Below are 17,712 nucleotides of genomic sequence, written 5' to 3'. Positions count from 1 at the left end.
GGCGGCAGGACCGCCGGCCGGACCGGCCGCGGCCGCCCCGGCGAGCAGTCCCGGACTTACTTTCCCTTGGCCGGGGCCACGTTGGGCAGGTCCTCGGACAGGATGCTCATGTTGAAATTGTAGGAGACGTCGCCCTCGTCCTCGTCGCGGTAGAGGGTGCCGATGAACTCCTCGCCCAGCATCACCTCCACCGGCTGGCCCTTCTTGGCCGGGGCCATCACGGTCAGCCGGTCGTTGCCGAAGGTCTTGCGCAGATAGGCCTGGAGGCGGGCGATCTCGTTCGGGGTCATGCGTTCTGTCCTGATGCTGCCGTGTCCGGAAAACGGAAGGGCGCCGCACGGCGACGGCGCCCTTCTCCAGGTTCGGTGACCGCGTGGGGATCAGCCGGCCTTGGCCATGGCCACGGCGGTGTCGCTCATGCGGTTGGAGAAGCCCCACTCGTTGTCGTACCAGGTCATGATGCGCACGAAGGTGCCTTCAATGACCTTGGTCTCGTTCAGCGCAAAGATGGAGCTGTGCGGGTCGTGATTGAAGTCCGTGGACACCAGATCCTCGGTATAGCAGCCCAGGATGCCCTTCAGCGGGCCCTTGGCGGCGTCCTGGATCAGGGAGGCGATCTCCTCCTTGGAGGTCGCGCGCTTCGCCACGAACTTGAAGTCCACGACCGAGACGTTCGGAGTCGGCACGCGGATGGCGGTGCCGTCCAGCTTGCCCTTCAGCTCCGGCAGCACCTTGCCCACCGCCTTGGCGGCGCCGGTCGAGGTCGGGATGATGTTCAGCGCGGCGGCGCGGGCGCGATGCAGGTCCTTGTGCATCGTGTCCACGGTCCGCTGGTCGCCGGTGTAGCTGTGGATCGTGGTCATGAAGCCATGGTCGATGCCGATGGCGTTGTTCAGCACATAGGCGACCGGGGCGAGGCAGTTCGTCGTGCAGCTCGCGTTGGAGACGATCCTGTGCTCGGCCGTGAGCTTCTGGTGGTTCACGCCGTAGACGACGGTGATGTCCTCATCCGTCGCCGGGGCGGAGATCAGCACCTTCTTCGCGCCGGCGGCCAGATGCTTGGCGGCATCGTCGCGCTTGGTGAAGATGCCGGAGCACTCCATCGCCACCTCGACGCCCAGGTCGCCCCAGGGGAGCTGGGCCGGGTCGCGCTGCTGGAAGCAGGGGATGGCGTGGCCGTTGACGACCAGCTTCTGGCCCTCGGCGTCCACCTCGACGGTGCCGGGGAAGCGGCCATGCACGCTGTCGTACTTCAGCAGGTGGGCATTGGTCTTCACGTCGGCGAGGTCGTTGATGGCGACGACCTCCACGTCGGTGCGGCCGCTCTCGTAGATGGCCCGCAGAACCAGACGGCCGATGCGGCCGAACCCGTTGATCGCAACCTTGACTGCCATAGCCTTCCTCCGAGTTTGCATGGCGGCCGCCCCCCGGCGGCCTTTTTTGAGACGGTCCGGGGGCAGTCCAGCGTCCCCCGGCGCGATACGCAAGTATGCCCCCGGCGTGGTCGGCCATGCGTCTGGCGCACGGCCGGCAGCGGCCCGGGGACCTGCCCGCGGAACCCTAGAGCCGTGCCCGGGCCGCGGCCGCGACCCCCTCCGGCGTGATCCCGAAATGACGGTACAGCTCCTGGTAGGGGCCGGACTCGCCGAATCCGGGCATGCCCACGAAGGCCCCCGGGGTGCCGTCCGCGGCCCCCGTCCAGCGGTCCCAGCCGAAGCGTACCATGGCCTCCACGGCCACGCGCACGCCGCTGCCCAGCACGCCGGCGCGGTAGTCCGCCGGCTGTTCCTCGAACAGTTCCCAGCTCGGCATGGATACGACGGCCGTGCCGATGCCGTCCGCCTCCAGCAGGTCGCGCGCCGCCACGGCGATGGCGACCTCCGACCCCGTGGCCAGCAGCGTCACCTGCCGCTCGCCCGTCGCCTCGCGCAGCACATAGGCGCCGCGGGCGGAGAGGTTCTCCGACTGGTGGACGGTGCGCAGGGTGGGCAGATTCTGGCGGGTGAGCGCCAGCACCGACGGGCGCGCCTTCTGGTGCAGCGCGATCTGCCAGACCTCCGCCGTCTCCACCGCATCCGCCGGGCGGAAGACCAGCAGGTTGGGGATGCAGCGCAGCGCCGCCATGTGCTCCACCGGCTGGTGGGTGGGGCCGTCCTCGCCCAGGCCGATGCTGTCATGGGTCATGACATAGACGACCCGCTGCTTCATCAGCGCCGACAGGCGGATGGAGGGGCGGCAGTAGTCGCTGAAGGTGAGGAAGGTGCCGCCGAAGGGGATCACGCCGCCATGCAGCGCCAGCCCGTTCATGGCGGCGGCCATGCCGTGCTCGCGCACGCCGTAATGCAGGTAGCGGCCGCCGTAGCTGCCCTTGCGGACGATCGGGACGTTCTTCGCCTTGGTGTTGTTCGAGCCGGTCAGGTCGGCGGACCCGCCCAGCAGCTCCGGCACCGCCGGAACCAGCGCGTCCAGCACGGTGCCGGAGGCCTGACGGGTGGCGACAGAGGGCTGCGTCTCCGATGCTTCCCGCTTGATCCGGTCGATGATGGCGTCGGCCTCGGCCGGCAGGCTGCCGTCCATGGCCTGGCGGAACGCCTCGCGCAGCTCGTGCCCGGTCATGGCCAGCCGCTCCTCCCAGGCGTCGGCGGCATCGGCCCAGCGCCGGCCGGCGGTGCGCCAGGCGCGGCGGACCGGCTCGGGCACCTCGAACGGGGCGTGCGGCCAGTTCAGCGCCTTGCGCACGCCCTCCACCTCTGCCGCCCCCAGGGGCGAGCCGTGGCTGGCCGAGGTGCCGGCCTTGGTCGGGGCGCCGTAGCCGATCACGGTGCGGCAGGCGATCAGCGACGGCGCGTCCGTGGTGCGGGCATACTCGATGGCCGTGGCGATCTGGTGCGCGTCGTGCCCGTCGATCGTCTGCACGTCCCAGCCATAGGCGCGGAACCGGGCCAGCGTGTCGTCCGTGAAGGACATCTCCGTCGGCCCGTCGATGCAGATCCTGTTGTCGTCCCAGAGGACGATCAGGCGCGACAGGTCCAGATGACCGGCCAGCGATCCGGCCTCGTGCGACACCCCCTCCATCAGATCGCCGTCGGAGGCGATGACATAGGTGTAGTGGTCCACCAGATCGTCGCCGAAGCGGGCGTTCAGCATCCGCTCCGCCAGCGCCATGCCGACGGCCGTGGCGATGCCCTGGCCCAGGGGCCCGGTGGTCATCTCGATCCCGGCGGCCAGCCCGAATTCGGGATGGCCGGCCGTGCGGCTGCCGAGCTGGCGGAAGCGCTTCAGCTCCTCCAGCGGCATGTCCTCGTGGCCGGTCAGATGCAGCAGCGAATAGAGCAGCATCGAGCCGTGCCCGGCGGACAGCACGAAGCGGTCGCGGTCGGGCCAGCGCGGCCGGGCCGCGTCGAACTTCAGGAAACGGGTGAACAGCACCGTCGCCACGTCCGCCATGCCAAGCGGCAGTCCCGGGTGGCCCGACTTCGCGGCCTCGACCGCGTCCATGGACAGGGCACGCACGGCATTCGCCAGATCGGCATGGGGAATGCCGTCGAAGAAGACGCCGTTGGCGGACCCGTTGGAAGCGGACTGGTGCATGAAGGGCCTTTCGGGACGCGGGCTTCAGGGCCGCAGGCTTCAGGGACGCGGGAGCGCACCCGGCCATGGCCGGGCCTGGAACACCAACAGATGCGCGGCGGGTCCGGCACCCGGGCACTGCCGCGCCTGCAAGACCCGCGACGGGCGACCATGCCCAAGCGCTGCCGGGCGCGTCAAGGGCAAGCCGGTTTCCCCTTGCTGCGGTGCGATGGCCGCGCGCGCCACGGTTGACAGCCGGGATCGCGTCGGATAGCGAAACGTGTGGACAATTTCGGGGGCGGCATGATCGAGGTCCAGGATCTCCGGAAGAGCTACGGCAAGACCCAGGCCGTGGCGGGGCTGAGCTTCCGGGTCGAACCGGGGGAGGTCGTCGGCCTCCTGGGTCCGAACGGTGCCGGCAAGACCACCACCATGGAGATCCTGGAGGGGTTGCGGCGCCCGGACGGTGGCCGCGCCCTGGTGCTCGGCCGCGACGTCTCCAAGGGTCTGCAACCGGTCCGCACCCGCATCGGGATCGTCCTGCAATCGAGTGCGCTGCTGGAGCGCGCCACAGTGGGCGAACTGATGCGGCTCTACCGTCTGATGTATCCCGAGCCGCAGGACGGCACCGCGCTGCTCCAGCGCGTCGGGCTGGCGGAGAAGACGGACGCCCAGGTCGGCAGCCTGTCCGGCGGGCAGAAGCAGCGCCTCGCCATGGCGCTGGCCATCGCCGGCAACCCGGACCTGCTGTTCCTGGACGAGCCGACCGCCAACCTGGACCCGCAGGGCCGTGCCCTGCTCTGGGACATGGTGCGGGAGCGGGTGGCCGGGACCGGCCGCGCCGCCCTGCTGACCACCCACAGCATGGAGGAGGCGCAGGCGCTCTGCTCCCGCGTCGCCATCGTGGACCACGGGCGGCTGCTGGCCGTGGGAACCCCCGCGGCCCTGGTGAACGAACACTGCCCCGGCGCCCATGTCAGCTTCGAGACGGAGGCGCAGGCGCCGGTGGAGACCTTCGCCGGGGTGGAGGGCTTCCAGAGCCTGGAGCCGCAGCCCGGCCGTAGCCGTGTCCACTTCGCGGCTCCCCGGCTGGAACCGCTGCTGGCGTCGCTGATGGCGGCGCAGGTGGCGCACGGCTTCGCCATCGAGAACCTGTCCGTCGAGCGCAGCACGCTGGGCGACGTCTTCCTGAAGCTGACCGGCCGGGAGCTGCGCGACGCATGATCCGCAGCCTGCTGCTCTTCCTCAGTTTCGCCCGGGTCGGCCTGTTCGACTGGTTCGGTTCGCCCTGGCGGTCGGTGGCGCAGGTTCTCCTGCCGGTGCTCTACGTGCTGGCGCTGCTGCCCTTCACGCTCGATGCCGTGCTGGAACAGCCGGCCGCGCGGGTGGTGGTGGCGGATGTCGGCCCGGCCGCGAAGGACCTGCGGCCGGTGCTGCGCGGCATGGACTACATCGTGGCCGGACGTCTCCCCGCCGGGGAGGCACAGCGACGCTTCGAGCAGAGCCAGTTCGACGCCGTGCTGACGCCTGTCGTCCCGCCGACGGACGGGAAGGCCCCCGCGGACGCCTCCGCCCCCGCCCCCGCCCCCGACGGGCCGACGGTGCTGGAGCTTCAGGTCCGTGACGGCGCCTATTTCCTCTGGCCCTTCCTGGCGCGGGTGATCGAATCCCCGCCGTCCGCGGCCCGCATCCTGCTGGACCCGCTGCCGGCGCCGGAGAAGGACGGCACGCCGGTGCAGCCGGTCGCCGCCTTCTTCACCCTTCTGCTGGCGCTGACCCTGAGCGTGGCCGTGCAGCAGATCCACCATGACCGGCTGGGCGGCTGGACCGGCTTCCTGCGCATCACGCCGGTGACGCCCGGCTTCGCCATGACCGGGCTGGCCTTCGGGCGGATCCTGGTCACCCTGGGCGGAACGGCCTACACGGCACTGCTGCTGGACCTCATCATCGGTCTGCCGACCGGCGCCAGCGTTCCGGCCCTGGCCGCGGTCGTGCTGCTGGGGACCGTGGTCTTCGGCGCGGTCGGGTCCTTCCTGGGCCTGCTGCTGCCGGCCTACCGCGGCAGTGCCGAGACCTTCGGCGCCGCGATCTGGCCGCTGGTGCTGCTCAGCCCCGTGTTCTGGAACGTGCTGTCCATCCCGGCCATCGCGCCGGTCGCCTGGGTGAACCCGGTGACCCCCGCCTATGACCTGTTCCGGCTGGCCCTGGGCGGGGAGACGGTGGCCATGGGTGCCGGGACGGCGCTGCTGCTGCTGACCGGCTGGACGGTGGCGGCCGCGGTCGGGATCACCCTGCTGGGTCGGCGCGCCAAGCTGGCGGAGGCCAGGGCATGATGCACACGCTGCGTCTCTTTCCCCGCTTCGTGCTGACCTTCCTGCGCTCGCTGCTGCGCGACCGCAAGGTGCGCAACGGGCTGATCAGCACGCCGCTGGTCGCGCTGGCCTTCATCGTCTTCTACAAGGCGACCGTGTTCCGCGACATCAGCTTCGCGCAGAAGCTGGTCGGGACCAGCTACACCGTGCTGGTGGCGGACACGGGCGCGGCCTTGCCCGGCCTGGGGCTGACCGCGGCCGAGGCGGCGGCGCGCATCGGGCGCTTCGGCGGCATGACGGTGCGGACCGCCCCCCTGGCGGAGGCGGAGGCCGCGCTGGCGGCGGAGGATGCGGACCTGCTGGTGCTGCCGGCTCCCGACGGGCAGGCGGTGCTGGTGCGCTCGCCCCTGCGCCTGATCGACCAGGCGGATCTGGTGCGCGACCTGCTGCTCCATGGCGATGTCCTCGGCTGCGATGCCCTCGGTGGCGATACCCTGGGCACTTCGGCCGCGGCGGGACCGCCGCCGGGCGCGCGCTACGATGTCCGGGTGGTGGAGGTGCCGCAGGGCACCAAGAGCGGCATCCTGCGCTTCGCCGCCTTCTATCTCGCCATCGGCATCGCGGCCTTCTGTTTCACCACCGGCGCCGTCGCCTTCGTGGTGGAGACACGCAAGGGCCAGCTCCGCTTCTTCACCGTCAGCCCGGTTTCCCGCGGGCTGGTCATGGTCAGCCATGCCACCGCGGTCGGGATTCTGGCCGTGGCGCAGTCCATGCTGCTGCTCATCGCCCTGGTCCTGACGGGGGAGGGGGCGAACATCGACCCGCTGCTGGCCCTGGCCGCCGCCATCGGTGCCGCGGCGATGCTGACGGCGATCGGCTATGCCGCCCTGTCCTTCAAGCCGGTGGATGACGAGAAGGGGGCGGCACCGCTGCTGATCGTCCTCATCATGATGGCCTCGGTCCATTTCGGCTATGCCGCGGGCAAGAGCGCCGATCCGACGGACGGGCCGGACCTGTTCACCCTGCTGAATCCGCTCGGCCCGCTGACCGAGCTGTTCGACGTGGCGCTCAGCGGCCGCGTCGGTGTGCAGCCGCTGGAGTGGAGCCTCGCCGCCATCGCCGTCTGGACGCTGGCCGGGTTCGCCCTGGCCTGGTTCCGGCTGCGCTTCGTGCTGGAGCCGGACTGGTCGCGGCGCTGACGTCGGGGCGCCCGTTGACGGCGGGGGCCGGCCCCCCCTACTGTGCTGCTACGCACACACCGCCTTTCCGTGCGCCGGGGCCGGCCGGCGCACCTGCCACAGCCGAGCATGGACCGCCTGAAGACCGCCCTCGACCGTCTGGACCGCGCCATCGGGCGTCTGGATCAGGCCATCGCCTTCCGGTTGGAGCGGGCGGCCCTCGTCGGTGACGGCGACGGTCGTGCCCTCAGCGAGGAGGAGGTGGCGGAGATCAACCGCGCCCTCGCCGCCGCGCTGGAGGGGGAGCGCCGGGCGAACGAGACGGTCGAGGCCGTGGCCGGGCGGCTGGACGGCGCCATAGACCGGTTGCGCATCGTGCTGGAGGAGTGACCGATGGCCCGCGTGGAGATCACGCTGAACGGACGCGGCTATGCGCTGGCCTGCGAGGACGGGCAGGAACAGCGGCTGCGCGAACTGGGCGCCTATGTCGATGCCCGCCTGAAGGAGATCGCCTCCGATTCCGTCGGCAGCAGCGAGGCGCAGCTCCTGATGCTGGCCAGCCTGATGCTGGCGGACGAGATCTTCGACCTGCGGGCCGAAACCCAGGCGCTGCGCACCGGCCGGCCCGTGCCGGTGTCCACGCCCGCGCCCGCGCCCCGCGCGGTCGAGGAGGATGAAACCGTCATCGCGGCGGTGGACAGCCTGGCAAAGCGCATCGAAGACATTGCCGCCCGCCTCGAACGTGCCTAGATTACCCCCCGGAAGGCGGCTGCGCGGTGCGTCAGGTCGCATAATCCCCGGGGCCGATACCCATCCTCTAGGGAGCTGTCCCTGCCGACACCCTGGTGTCGGACACACGGCGCCCACCTGCTGATGCAGGCCGCGGAGGATACGCACATACCAACGGCCGTCGCGGCTGTCCTTCCAACCCGGATTCCGACGCCGCCCCCCGTGGCCGGGAGGCGGCGTTTTTCTTGGTGCCCGACAGCCGGTTCCCGCTCCCATGGCCGCAGCCCCCATGGACCCCGCTTCCCGGTGTTCTGCCCGATGACCGATGCCGCCGTCCCCGCTCCGCCGGAGGATCTGCGCCGGGCCAAGGCCGCGGCACGGACGGCGGCGCGGCGCCTGCGCGCCGGGCTGGACCCGGCCGGCGCGGGCGAGCGGCTGGCGGCCTGCTTCGCCGCCGCCTTCCCGGCGCTGCCGGCGGGAGCCGTCGTCGCCGGCTACTGGCCGCTGAGGGACGAGATCGACGTGCGGCCGCTGCTGCACCATGTCACGCGGACCGGCGGCCGGCCGGCTCTGCCGGTGATGCAGGGACCGGGGCTGCCCCTGCGCTTCCGCGCCTGGGCGCCGGGTCAGGCGCTGCGGCCGGGCCCCTTCGGGGTGCAGGAGCCGGGGCCGGAGGCGCCGGAACTGGTGCCGTCCCTGGTGCTGGTGCCGCTGCTGGCCTTCGACCGGACGGGGATGCGGCTGGGCTACGGCGCCGGTTTCTACGACCGCACGCTCGCCCTGCTGCGGGCCGGGGGGCCGGTGACGGCGGTCGGCATCGGCCATGCGGCGCAGGAGGTTCCCGCCGTGCCCCATGACGGGCTGGACCAGCCGCTCGACTGGGTGGTGACGGACCGGGACGCGATCAGGATCGGAAAGGACTAGTTCATGCGGATTCTCTTCCTTGGCGACATCGTGGGGCGCAGCGGGCGCGAGGGGGTGCTGCGGCACCTGCCGGCGCTGCTCAAGGACCTCGCCCTCGACTTCGTGATCGCCAACGGGGAGAACGCGGCCGGCGGCTTCGGCATCACCGAGAAGATCGCGGCGGAGTTCTTCGCCGCCGGCGTGGACTGCATCACCACCGGCAACCATGTCTGGGACCAGCGCGAGCTGGTCAGCCAGATCGACCGGATGCCGAACCTGCTGCGCCCGATCAACTATCCCGAAGGCACGCCCGGCCGCGGCTTCGCCGTGCTGCCCAGCAAGGACCGCCGGCGCAAGGTGCTGGTGATGAATGCCATGGCCCGGGTCTTCATGGACCCGCTGGACGATCCCTTCGCCGCGGTGGAGCGGGTGCTGCGCGTCCACCGCATGGGGCCGGGCGGGGTGGATGCCGCCGTCCTGGACTTCCACGGCGAGGCGACGTCGGAGAAGATGATCATGGGCCATGTGCTGGACGGCCGCGTCAGCCTCGTCGTCGGCACGCACAGCCATGTCCCCACGGCGGACCTCCAGATCCTGAACGGCGGCACCGCCTACCAGACCGATGCCGGCATGTGCGGCGACTATGACAGCGTCATCGGCATGAAGAAGGATGCGGCCATCCACAAGCTGGTGCGCCGGCTGCCGGGGGAGCGCTTCACCCCGGCGGAGAACGATGCCACCGTGACCGTCTGCGGCCTGTTCGTGGAGACGGACGACCGCACCGGGCTGGCCGCCCGGGTGGAGCCGTTGCGCCTGGGCGGCCGGCTGAAGCCGGCGATGCCGTCCGCGGCGGCCTGAAACCGCCCGAATCCGGGTCCTGCCCCCCGGAAGTGACCCGAGACAAGCGGCGGGAGGCGTGCTATGCGCCACCAGATATGGTACAAGCACGCCTTGCCGATCCATATATCAGTTCGATAACTCCATTAGGGATGCCACGGGGCCATGGCAGGTCATAGCCAGTTCAAGAACATCATGCACCGCAAGGGCGCGCAGGACGCCAAGCGGGCCAAGAAGTTCAACAAGCTCGCCCGCGAAATCACCGTTTCGGCCAAGGCCGGCCTGCCGGACCCGGCATCGAACCCGCGCCTGCGCGCCGCGATCCAGGCGGCGCGGGCCGAGAACATGCCGAAGGACCGGATCGAGCGGGCGATCAAGCAGGGCACGCCCGGCGCCGACGGTGCCAACTACGAGGAGGTGCGCTACGAGGGCTACGGCCCCGGCGGCGTCGCCCTGATCGTGGAGGCGCTGACCGACAACCGCAACCGCACCGCCAGCGAGGTGCGGACCGCCTTCACCAAGTTCGGCGGCACCCTGGGCGAGACGAACTCCGTCAGCTTCATGTTCAACCGCATCGGGCAGGTGGTCTATCCGGCCTCCGTGGCTGATGCCGACACGGTGCTGGAGGCCGCCATCGAGGCGGGCGCCGACGATGTGCAGTCCGACGAGGGCGGGCACTACATCAGCACCGCCGTGGACAGCCTGGGTGAGGTGCGCGACGCCCTGGAAACCCGCTTCGGCCCGCCGGAGAGCGCCAAGCTGACCTGGCAGCCGCAGAACACCGTGCCGGTCGCCGCCGAGGACGCCGCCCAGAGCCTGATGAAGCTCCTGGACATGCTGGACGACAATGACGACGTCCAGACGGTGCTGGGGAACTTCGACATCCCCCAGGACCTGCTCGACAAGCTGAACGGCTGACGGCCGGGTGGGGCGCCGATGTCCGCCACGCCCAGCGCCACCGCCCCGATCCGGGTCCTGGGGCTCGACCCCGGGCTCCGGCACACGGGCTGGGGCGTCATCGACGTGGCCGGCAGCCGCCTGACCCATGTCGCGGACGGCACCATCAACACCGACGAGAAGCAGGACCTGCCGCGGCGGCTGGAGCGGCTGCACGACGGTCTTGTCGAGGTGATCGGCGTCTGGCACCCGGACGAGGTGGCGGTCGAGGAGACCCTCGCCAACAAGAATCCGCATTCGACGCTGAAGCTCGGCATGGCGCGCGGCGTGGCCCTGCTGGTCGGCGCCCGCGCCGGTCTGGTGGTGGAGCAGTACCTGCCCATGATCGTGAAGAAGTCCGTCGTCGGCACCGGCCACGCCGACAAGGAGCAGGTGCAGCACATGGTCCGGATGCTGCTGCCGGGCTTCCAGCGCTCCTCCGCCGATGCGGCGGACGCGCTCGCCGTCGCCATCTGCCACGCCCACACGGCCGGCACCAAGCGGCGTGTCATGGAAGGGATGCTGGGGGTCCGGCGATGATCCCGCCGGCAGGTCACCGACGTGGCCGGCAGCCGCGCCCGCCGGCAAATCTGTTGCTGTTCTGTTCCTGCCGGCCCATCTTCGCCCTGCCATGGAAGGGAGGGGCGGCATGATCGCCAAGCTGACGGGGCTGCTGGATTCCACGGGGCTCGACTGGGCCATCGTGGATGTGGGCGGGGTGGGCTATCTCGTCTCCGCCTCGGCCCGGACCCTGCGCCGTCTGGCCGCCCCGGGGGAAGCCGTGTCGCTGCTGACCGAGATGTGGGTGTCGGAGGACAACATCCAGCTCTTCGGCTTCGCCGATGCGGAGGAGCGGGACTGGTTCCGCCTGCTGACGACGGTGCAGGGGGTGGGCGCCCGGGTGGCGTTGAACCTGCTGTCGGCGCTGTCCCCGGCCGAGCTGACCAACAGCATCGCCGCGCAGGACCGGACCTCCCTCTGCCAGGCCGACGGGGTCGGGCCGAAGCTGGCCGCCCGCATCCTGAACGAACTGAAGGAGAAGGTCGCCAGCTTCGGCGCCCCGGCTCCTTCCGCTGCCACCGCCGGCAAAGGGACGGCAGCGCCCGCCGGCCCGGCGGGGGCCGTGGCGGATGCCGTGTCCGCCCTGGTCAATCTGGGCTACAAGCGGGTGGAAGCCTTCACCGCCGTCAATGCCGTGGCCCAGCGGCTGGGGCCGGAGGCCGGGGTGTCGGACCTGATCCGCGCCGGACTGAAGGAGCTTAGCCCGTGAGCCCGCCGGACAGACCGCAGCGGCTGGTGGAGCAGGACCGCATCGGCGGCGACGCCGCGGAGGCGTCGATCCGCCCGCTCAGCCTTGCGGAGTTCATCGGCCAGCGGCAGGTGCGCGAGAACCTGTCGGTCTTCATCCAGGCGGCCCGCGGCCGCAAGGAGGCGCTGGACCATGTGCTCCTGTTCGGGCCGCCGGGCCTGGGCAAGACCACCCTGGCCCAGATCGTCGCCAAGGAGCTGAATGTCGGCTTCCGCGCCACCAGCGGCCCGGTGATCGCCAAGGCCGGCGACCTCGCGGCCCTGCTGACGAACCTCCAGCCGCACGACGTGCTGTTCATCGACGAGATCCACCGCCTCTCCCCGGCGGTGGAGGAGATCCTCTATCCGGCGATGGAGGACTTCCAGCTCGATCTCATCATCGGCGAGGGGCCGGCCGCGCGCAGCGTGCGCATCGACCTGCCGCCCTTCACCCTGGTGGGCGCCACCACGCGCTCCGGCCTGATCACCCGCCCCTTGCGGGAGCGGTTCGGCATCCCCCTCCGGATGCAGTTCTATGAGCCGGAGGAGTTGCAGCTCATCGTCGCCCGCGGCGCCCGCATCCTGGGCCTGGAGCTGACGGCCGACGGTGCCCTGGAGATCGCCCGCCGCTCCCGCGGGACGCCGCGCGTGGCCGGGCGGCTGCTGCGCCGGGTGCGGGACATCTGCGGCGTCGCCGGGCTGGCGGTGGTGGACGCCGCCGCCGCGGACGGGGCGCTGACCCGTCTGGAGGTGGACCGGCTGGGCTTCGACGCCATGGACCGGCGCTATCTGCGCTGCATCGCGGACAATTACGGCGGCGGCCCGGTCGGGGTGGAGACGCTGGGGGCTGCCCTGGGGGAGCAGCGCGACGTGCTGGAGGAGACGATCGAGCCCTATCTGATCCAGCAGGGCCTGTTGCAGCGCACCCCGCGCGGCCGGCTCCTGACCGACAGCGGCTACCGCTATCTGGGCCTGCCGCCGCCGGCCACGCCGGCCCGCCAGCTCGACCTGCTGGGCGGGGCGGGCCCCGTCGGCGGGAACCCGGAGGGGGAGGGTGAGGATGTCTGACGGTCCGGGAACCCCCCGTGGCCCGGCGACGGGCCATCTGGTGGGGATGCGCCACGTCTATCCCTGCCGTGTCTACTACGAGGACACGGACGCCGGCGGCATCGTCTACCATGCAACCTATCTTCGCTACTGCGAAAGAGCCCGTACCGAGATGATGCGCCTGCTGGGCGTGCCGCATGCGGCCATGGTCGCGGAGTCCGGTGTTGCGTTCGCGGTACGGCGCTGCGAAATCGACTATCTGCGCCCGGCGCGGCTGGACGATGCGCTTGAAGTGCATACGGAGATTTCCGATATCGGCGGCGCGACACTGGACGCGGTGCAGATCATCCGCCGCACTTTCGCCACCGGCGCGGATTACGCGGACGGCAGTGCGGGACCCGCGGCGGACGGTGACGTGCTTGTCCATGTGCGCCTGCGGCTGGCCTGCATTAACCAGAATGGAAGGCCCGCCCGGTTACCCAATGCCGTGCGGACGGCACTGAAGACCCTGTTCGCGAGGCCCGCCCCTTGAGGCAAAGTCAGGACTGATCCCCCATGCCGCCCATCGAGTTGCAAGCCGCCGCCATGGCCGGCGCCGTGGCCCCTGCCCATGAGCTGTCGATCCTCGGCCTGTTCCTGGCCGCCGACTGGATCGTGAAGATCGTGATGCTGGCGCTGGTCGGCGCCTCCGTCTGGTGCTGGGCCATCATCTTCGACAAGGCCGTGAAGCTGCGCCGCATGAAGGCCGCGGCGACCGAGTTCGAGGAGCAGTTCTGGTCCGGCGGCTCGCTCGACCAGCTCTACGACGAGGTCGGGGCCAACCCCGGCGACCCGCTGTCGGCGACCTTCGCCGCCGGCATGCGGGAATGGCGCCATGCCTCCGAGCGCGGGCTGCTGGCGACCGGCGCCATGCGCGCCAACCTCGCCCAGCGCATCGAGCGGGTCATGTCCGTGACCATCGGGCGCGAGATGGCGGGGGCAGAGCGCTACATGACGGTGCTGGCCTCGGTCGGCTCGACCGCGCCCTTCATCGGCCTGTTCGGCACGGTCTGGGGCATCATGAACGCCTTCACCTCGATCGCGGCGCAGCAGAACACCTCGCTCGCCGTGGTCGCCCCCGGCATCGCCGAGGCGCTGTTCGCCACGGCGCTGGGCCTTGTCGCGGCCATCCCCGCCGTCATCGCCTACAACAAGTTCTCGACGGATATCGGCCGCTTCGGCGACCGTCTCGACTCATTTACGACAGAATTTTCCGCGATCCTGCAACGCCATCTGGAAGAGCGGGGTTGACGAAATGGGGGCGTCCCTTTCCGGCAAGCAGCCCGGACGCGGCGGCAGGCGCCGTACCTACCGTCCCTTGGCAGAGATCAACGTGACGCCCTTCGTGGACGTCATGCTGGTTCTTCTGATCGTCTTCATGGTCGCCGCCCCGCTGCTGACCGCGGGCATTCCCGTGAACCTGCCGAAGGGCGCCGCGCAGGCGCTGGAGACGCAGGAGGACCCGCTCTGGCTGACGGTCACGTCGGACGGCCGCATCTCGCTCAAGGACAAGGCGGTGTTCGACAATGACGACTACACGCTGGAGGAGCTTCAGCCCCGCCTGATCGCGGTCGCGGAAAAGACCCCGGACCGCAAGGTCCTGGTCCGCGGCGACCGCAAGGCGCAGTACGCCCTCATCATCGACGTGCTGAGCGAGGCCCGGCGCGCCGGGCTGACCGAGGCGAAGCTTGTCATCGAGTCGGATGGGCGTAGCCGCTGATCCGCGCCTGCACGGTCATTCCGGGGTGAAACCGACACCATCATGCGTAGGGCCCTTGTCCTCTCGGGTGTGCTGCACGTCGCGCTCTTCCTGATCGCGCTGTTCGGCCTGCCCGCCCTGAAGAGCCAGGACGTCCTGATGCTTCAGGAGATTCCGGTGGACGTGGTCGAGGTCGGGCCCATGACCATCGCCCGCCTGCAACAGGACGCGCCCAAGCCGCGCGCCCAGCCGAAACCGCAACCGCCCAAGCCCGAACCGCCGAAGCCCGAGCCTCCGAAGCAGGAGCCGCCGCCGCCCCCCAAGGCCCAGGCGCTGCCGCCGCCGCCCGTGCCGGAGCCGACGCCGAAGCCCGAACCGCCCAAGCCCCCGGCCAAGCCCGAGCCCGCGCCGCCGAAACCCGAGCCCGAGCCCGAGCCCGAGCCGAAACCGGAACCGAAACCGGAGCCGAAGAAAGAGGAACCGAAGAAGCCGGAGCCTCCCAAGCCGGAACCGAAGAAGGAACAGCCGAAGCCGGAGCCCAAGAAGGAAGAGCCCAAGCCGAAGCCGGAACCCAAGAAGGAAGAGCCGAAGCCCAAGCCTGAGCCGAAGAAGGAAGAACCGAAGCCCAGGCCGGAGCGGACCATGTCCGATCTGCTGAACAGCCTGGAGAAGGAGAAGCCCGCCCCTCCGGCCAAGGAGAAGCCGCAGGAGCGCCCCGTGGAGTCCGGCAGCCCGCCTGCCGCCGCCGGGGAGCGCCTGAGCATCAGCGAGGAGGACGCCCTGCGCCGGCAGATCGGCCAGTGCTGGAACGTCCCCGCCGGTGCGCGCGGGGTGGAGAGCATGCAGGCCGAGATCCGGGTGCTGTTCGATCCGAACATGCGCGTCACCGGCGTGCAGTTCATCCGCGGCAACGGCAGCCTGAGCGATCCGCACTTCCGTGCGTTCGTGGAAAGCGCCCTGCGCGCGCCGCAGCTTCCGGCCTGCGCTACTCTGAACCTTCCGCGGGACAAGTACGGTAACCGCGGCAGCATCGTGATGAATTTCAGCCCGAGGGACATGTTCTGATGATCCGCACCTTCCTCACGATCGGTCGCCGTCTCGCGGCGGCCCTGCTGGTCGCGTTAGCCGCTGCCCTGCCGGCCGGCGCCGCGTCGGCGCAGGAACTCCGGCTCGACATCACCAAGGGCGTCAGCGAGCCGATGCCGATCGCGATCACGACGTTCCTCGGGGGCACCCCGCAGGAGCAGACGGTCGCGCGCCAGATCAGCTCGGTGATCACGGCCAATCTGGAGCGGTCGGGCCTGTTCCAGCCGCTCGACCCGGCCCGATTCATCCAGACGCCGGAGCAGCTCGCCTCCGCGCCGCCGCGGTTTGCCGACTGGCGTCTCATCGGGGCCCAGGCGCTGGTCGCCGGCGGCGTGCAGGCCCAGCCGGACGGTCGGCTGCGAGTGCAGTTCCGTCTGTTCGACGTGGTCTACGGCAAGCAGCTCACCGGGCTGGCCTACTTCACCCAGGCGGAAGGGTGGCGCCGAGTCGCGCACATCATCTCCGATGCCATCTACAAGCGGCTGACGGGCGAGGAGGGCTACTTCGATACCCGCGTCGTCTACATCGCCGAGTCCGGCCCTGCGAACCAGCGCGTGAAGCGGCTCGCCATCATGGATCAGGACGGGGAGAACAACCGCTTCCTGACCGACGGCCGCGTCCTGGTGCTGACGCCGCGCTTCTCCCCGACCGCCCAGGAAATCACATACCTGAGTTACTTCAACAACAAGCCTCGGGTGTACCTGTTCAACATCGACACCGGCCGGCAGGAGCTGCTGGGTGATTTTCCGGGCATGACCTTCGCCCCCCGGTTCTCGCCCGACGGCAACCAGGTCATCATGAGTCTCGCGCAGTCCGGGAACACGGACATCTATACGCTCGACCTCCGGACGCGGCGCCAGACCCGGCTGACCGACCATCCCGGCATCGACACGGCTCCGTCCTACTCACCGGACGGCAAGCAGATCGTGTTCGAGTCCGACCGTGGTGGTACGCAGCAGCTGTATACGATGAATGCCGACGGTTCGAACGTGAAGCGGATTACTTTCGGCCAGGGCCGATATGCTACGCCGGTCTGGTCGCCCCGCGGCGACCTGATCGCCTTCACGCGGCTCAACGGAGGTCGCTTCTATATCGGCGTAATCCGTCCGGACGGAACCGGCGAGCGCCTCCTGACCGAAGCGTTCCATGTCGAGGGGCCGACCTGGGCCCCGAACGGCCGCGTCCTCATGTACTTCAAGGAGAAGCCGGTGGGGGCGGGCGCCCGGCAGCGCCAGAGCCGTCTGTTCACGATCGATCTGACGGGCGTGAACGAACGGCAGATGGTGACTGCCACCGATGCGTCGGACCCGGCTTGGTCGCCCTTGATTCCCTGAGGTGGTCACATTATTTTCGCATCGCAAGAACGGCGCTAAGACTTAACAGTCTAAAGATCGGAAGACATCGGCGACTGGATGTTAGTTAGCGTCGCTCGTGGGGCAACATCCGATCATAAAGCAACAGTGTCGAAGTTAGGGGGTCTCTCAAATGCGCTTCAAGTTCCTGAGCCTGTTCGCAGCGCTCATGCTGGTTTCCGCCTGCCAGTCCGCGCCGGAAACCACCGCCACCACCACGACGGGCGGCACCACGACTGCGGCTCCGGCTACGCCGACCGGCCCGGTCCCGGGTTCTGCTGAGGATTTCGCCAACGTCGGTGACCGCGTCTTCTTCGGCTTCGATCGCTTCGATCTGACGCCGGAGGCGACCGCCACCCTCGACCGTCAGGCCGCTTGGCTGAAGCAGTACCCGAACGTCACCGTGACCGTCGAAGGTCACGCCGACGAGCGCGGTACCCGCGAGTACAACCTGGCCCTCGGCGAGCGCCGCGCCACCGCGGTGAAGAACTACCTGACCGCGCTGGGCGTCGACACCGCTCGCGTCCAGACGATCAGCTACGGCAAGGAGCGCCCGGCCGTTCTCGGTTCCGACGAGTCCGCCTGGGCCCAGAACCGTCGTGGCGTGACGGTGATCAACTGATCTCGGTCGGTTGATCCCGCGGACCGCCAAGGTCCAAGCCTACGGAGCGCCGCCCGGGAAACCGGGCGGCGTTTCTGCGTTCGGGCGGGCCCGTGCCGTCCGCTCTTCCTGCCCG

20 protein-coding genes and 1 other RNA gene are annotated in these 17,712 nt (G+C 70.1%); 18 read left to right on the top strand and 3 right to left on the bottom strand.

What is annotated here, in order from left to right:
• Positions 1-56: 56 nt before the first annotated feature.
• From ACFQPS_RS09075 to tkt, 3 genes are all read right to left on the bottom strand, one after another.
• A complete protein-coding gene (locus ACFQPS_RS09075) occupies positions 57-290 on the bottom strand; it encodes a DUF3126 family protein (protein WP_377358318.1) in 234 nt (77 codons plus the stop codon).
• A 90-nt stretch (positions 291-380) separates the two neighbouring features.
• Positions 381-1,394: a type I glyceraldehyde-3-phosphate dehydrogenase gene (gene gap / locus ACFQPS_RS09070; protein WP_377358316.1), complete on the bottom strand. Its 1,014-nt coding sequence runs from the start codon at positions 1,392-1,394 to the stop codon at positions 381-383.
• Positions 1,395-1,560: 166 nt separating this feature from the next.
• Positions 1,561-3,591, bottom strand: a complete 2,031-nt coding sequence (gene tkt / locus ACFQPS_RS09065) for a transketolase (protein ID WP_377358314.1) — start codon at positions 3,589-3,591, stop codon at positions 1,561-1,563.
• Between the two features lie 261 nt (positions 3,592-3,852).
• On the opposite strand from tkt, the gene ACFQPS_RS09060 reads away from it, so the two are divergent.
• The 18 genes from ACFQPS_RS09060 (at position 3,853) to pal (ending at position 17,597) form a co-directional block, all read left to right on the top strand.
• Positions 3,853-4,794, top strand: coding sequence for an ABC transporter ATP-binding protein (locus ACFQPS_RS09060; protein ID WP_377358312.1), 942 nt, complete (start codon positions 3,853-3,855; stop codon positions 4,792-4,794).
• Positions 4,791-5,903 (top strand): ABC transporter permease, encoded by a 1,113-nt coding sequence (locus tag ACFQPS_RS09055; RefSeq protein ID WP_377358310.1) that lies wholly within the window; start codon positions 4,791-4,793, stop codon positions 5,901-5,903. Before ACFQPS_RS09060 ends, ACFQPS_RS09055 begins: the two co-directional genes overlap by 4 nt.
• Complete coding sequence (locus ACFQPS_RS09050) at positions 5,900-7,081, top strand: ABC transporter permease (protein ID WP_377358309.1); 1,182 nt, start codon at positions 5,900-5,902, stop codon at positions 7,079-7,081. The genes ACFQPS_RS09055 and ACFQPS_RS09050 overlap by 4 nt, the downstream gene beginning before the upstream one ends.
• Before the next feature lie 108 nt (positions 7,082-7,189).
• Positions 7,190-7,450 carry a hypothetical protein gene (locus tag ACFQPS_RS09045; protein ID WP_377358307.1) on the top strand — a complete coding sequence of 87 codons (261 nt, stop codon included), beginning with the start codon at positions 7,190-7,192 and terminating at the stop codon, positions 7,448-7,450.
• Between the two features lie 3 nt (positions 7,451-7,453).
• Positions 7,454-7,810, top strand: coding sequence for a cell division protein ZapA (locus tag ACFQPS_RS09040; RefSeq protein WP_377358305.1), 357 nt, complete (start codon positions 7,454-7,456; stop codon positions 7,808-7,810).
• A gap of 13 nt (positions 7,811-7,823) precedes the next feature.
• Positions 7,824-7,983: non-coding RNA, 6S RNA (ssrS, locus tag ACFQPS_RS09035), on the top strand.
• 124 nt (positions 7,984-8,107) lie between these two features.
• Entirely contained in the window at positions 8,108-8,713 is a 606-nt protein-coding gene (locus ACFQPS_RS09030; protein ID WP_377358303.1) for a 5-formyltetrahydrofolate cyclo-ligase, read from the top strand.
• Between the two features lie 3 nt (positions 8,714-8,716).
• On the top strand, positions 8,717-9,550 hold the full coding sequence (locus ACFQPS_RS09025) for a TIGR00282 family metallophosphoesterase (RefSeq protein ID WP_377358301.1): 834 nt from the start codon (positions 8,717-8,719) through the stop codon (positions 9,548-9,550).
• Positions 9,551-9,694: 144 nt separating this feature from the next.
• A complete protein-coding gene (locus ACFQPS_RS09020) occupies positions 9,695-10,447 on the top strand; it encodes a YebC/PmpR family DNA-binding transcriptional regulator (RefSeq protein WP_012566990.1) in 753 nt (250 codons plus the stop codon).
• An 18-nt stretch (positions 10,448-10,465) separates the two neighbouring features.
• Positions 10,466-11,005, top strand: coding sequence for a crossover junction endodeoxyribonuclease RuvC (gene ruvC / locus ACFQPS_RS09015; protein WP_377358299.1), 540 nt, complete (start codon positions 10,466-10,468; stop codon positions 11,003-11,005).
• Positions 11,006-11,114: 109 nt separating this feature from the next.
• Positions 11,115-11,735: a Holliday junction branch migration protein RuvA gene (ruvA, locus tag ACFQPS_RS09010; protein WP_377358298.1), complete on the top strand. Its 621-nt coding sequence runs from the start codon at positions 11,115-11,117 to the stop codon at positions 11,733-11,735.
• Complete coding sequence (gene ruvB / locus ACFQPS_RS09005; RefSeq protein ID WP_377358296.1) at positions 11,732-12,820, top strand: Holliday junction branch migration DNA helicase RuvB; 1,089 nt, start codon at positions 11,732-11,734, stop codon at positions 12,818-12,820. The genes ruvA and ruvB overlap by 4 nt, the downstream gene beginning before the upstream one ends.
• Entirely contained in the window at positions 12,813-13,331 is a 519-nt protein-coding gene (locus ACFQPS_RS09000) for a YbgC/FadM family acyl-CoA thioesterase (protein WP_377358294.1), read from the top strand. The genes ruvB and ACFQPS_RS09000 overlap by 8 nt, the downstream gene beginning before the upstream one ends.
• 23 nt (positions 13,332-13,354) lie before the next feature.
• On the top strand, positions 13,355-14,089 hold the full coding sequence (gene tolQ, locus ACFQPS_RS08995) for a protein TolQ (protein ID WP_377358293.1): 735 nt from the start codon (positions 13,355-13,357) through the stop codon (positions 14,087-14,089).
• Positions 14,090-14,093: 4 nt separating this feature from the next.
• Entirely contained in the window at positions 14,094-14,558 is a 465-nt protein-coding gene (locus ACFQPS_RS08990) for an ExbD/TolR family protein (RefSeq protein WP_377358291.1), read from the top strand.
• Positions 14,559-14,600: 42 nt separating this feature from the next.
• The gene (locus ACFQPS_RS08985) at positions 14,601-15,602 is read left to right on the top strand and encodes an energy transducer TonB (protein ID WP_377358289.1); all 1,002 of its coding nucleotides are present in this window, start codon (positions 14,601-14,603) and stop codon (positions 15,600-15,602) included.
• The gene (gene tolB / locus ACFQPS_RS08980; RefSeq protein WP_377358287.1) at positions 15,602-16,957 is read left to right on the top strand and encodes a Tol-Pal system beta propeller repeat protein TolB; all 1,356 of its coding nucleotides are present in this window, start codon (positions 15,602-15,604) and stop codon (positions 16,955-16,957) included. Before ACFQPS_RS08985 ends, tolB begins: the two co-directional genes overlap by 1 nt.
• A 151-nt stretch (positions 16,958-17,108) precedes the next feature.
• On the top strand, positions 17,109-17,597 hold the full coding sequence (gene pal / locus ACFQPS_RS08975) for a peptidoglycan-associated lipoprotein Pal (protein WP_377358285.1): 489 nt from the start codon (positions 17,109-17,111) through the stop codon (positions 17,595-17,597).
• Positions 17,598-17,712 lie beyond the last annotated feature (115 nt).

It is taken from the genome of Rhodocista pekingensis (assembly GCF_042665545.1).
Classification (GTDB): Bacteria; Pseudomonadota; Alphaproteobacteria; order Azospirillales; family Azospirillaceae; genus Rhodocista; species Rhodocista pekingensis.
This window is presented reverse-complemented; position numbering and strand designations above follow the sequence as displayed.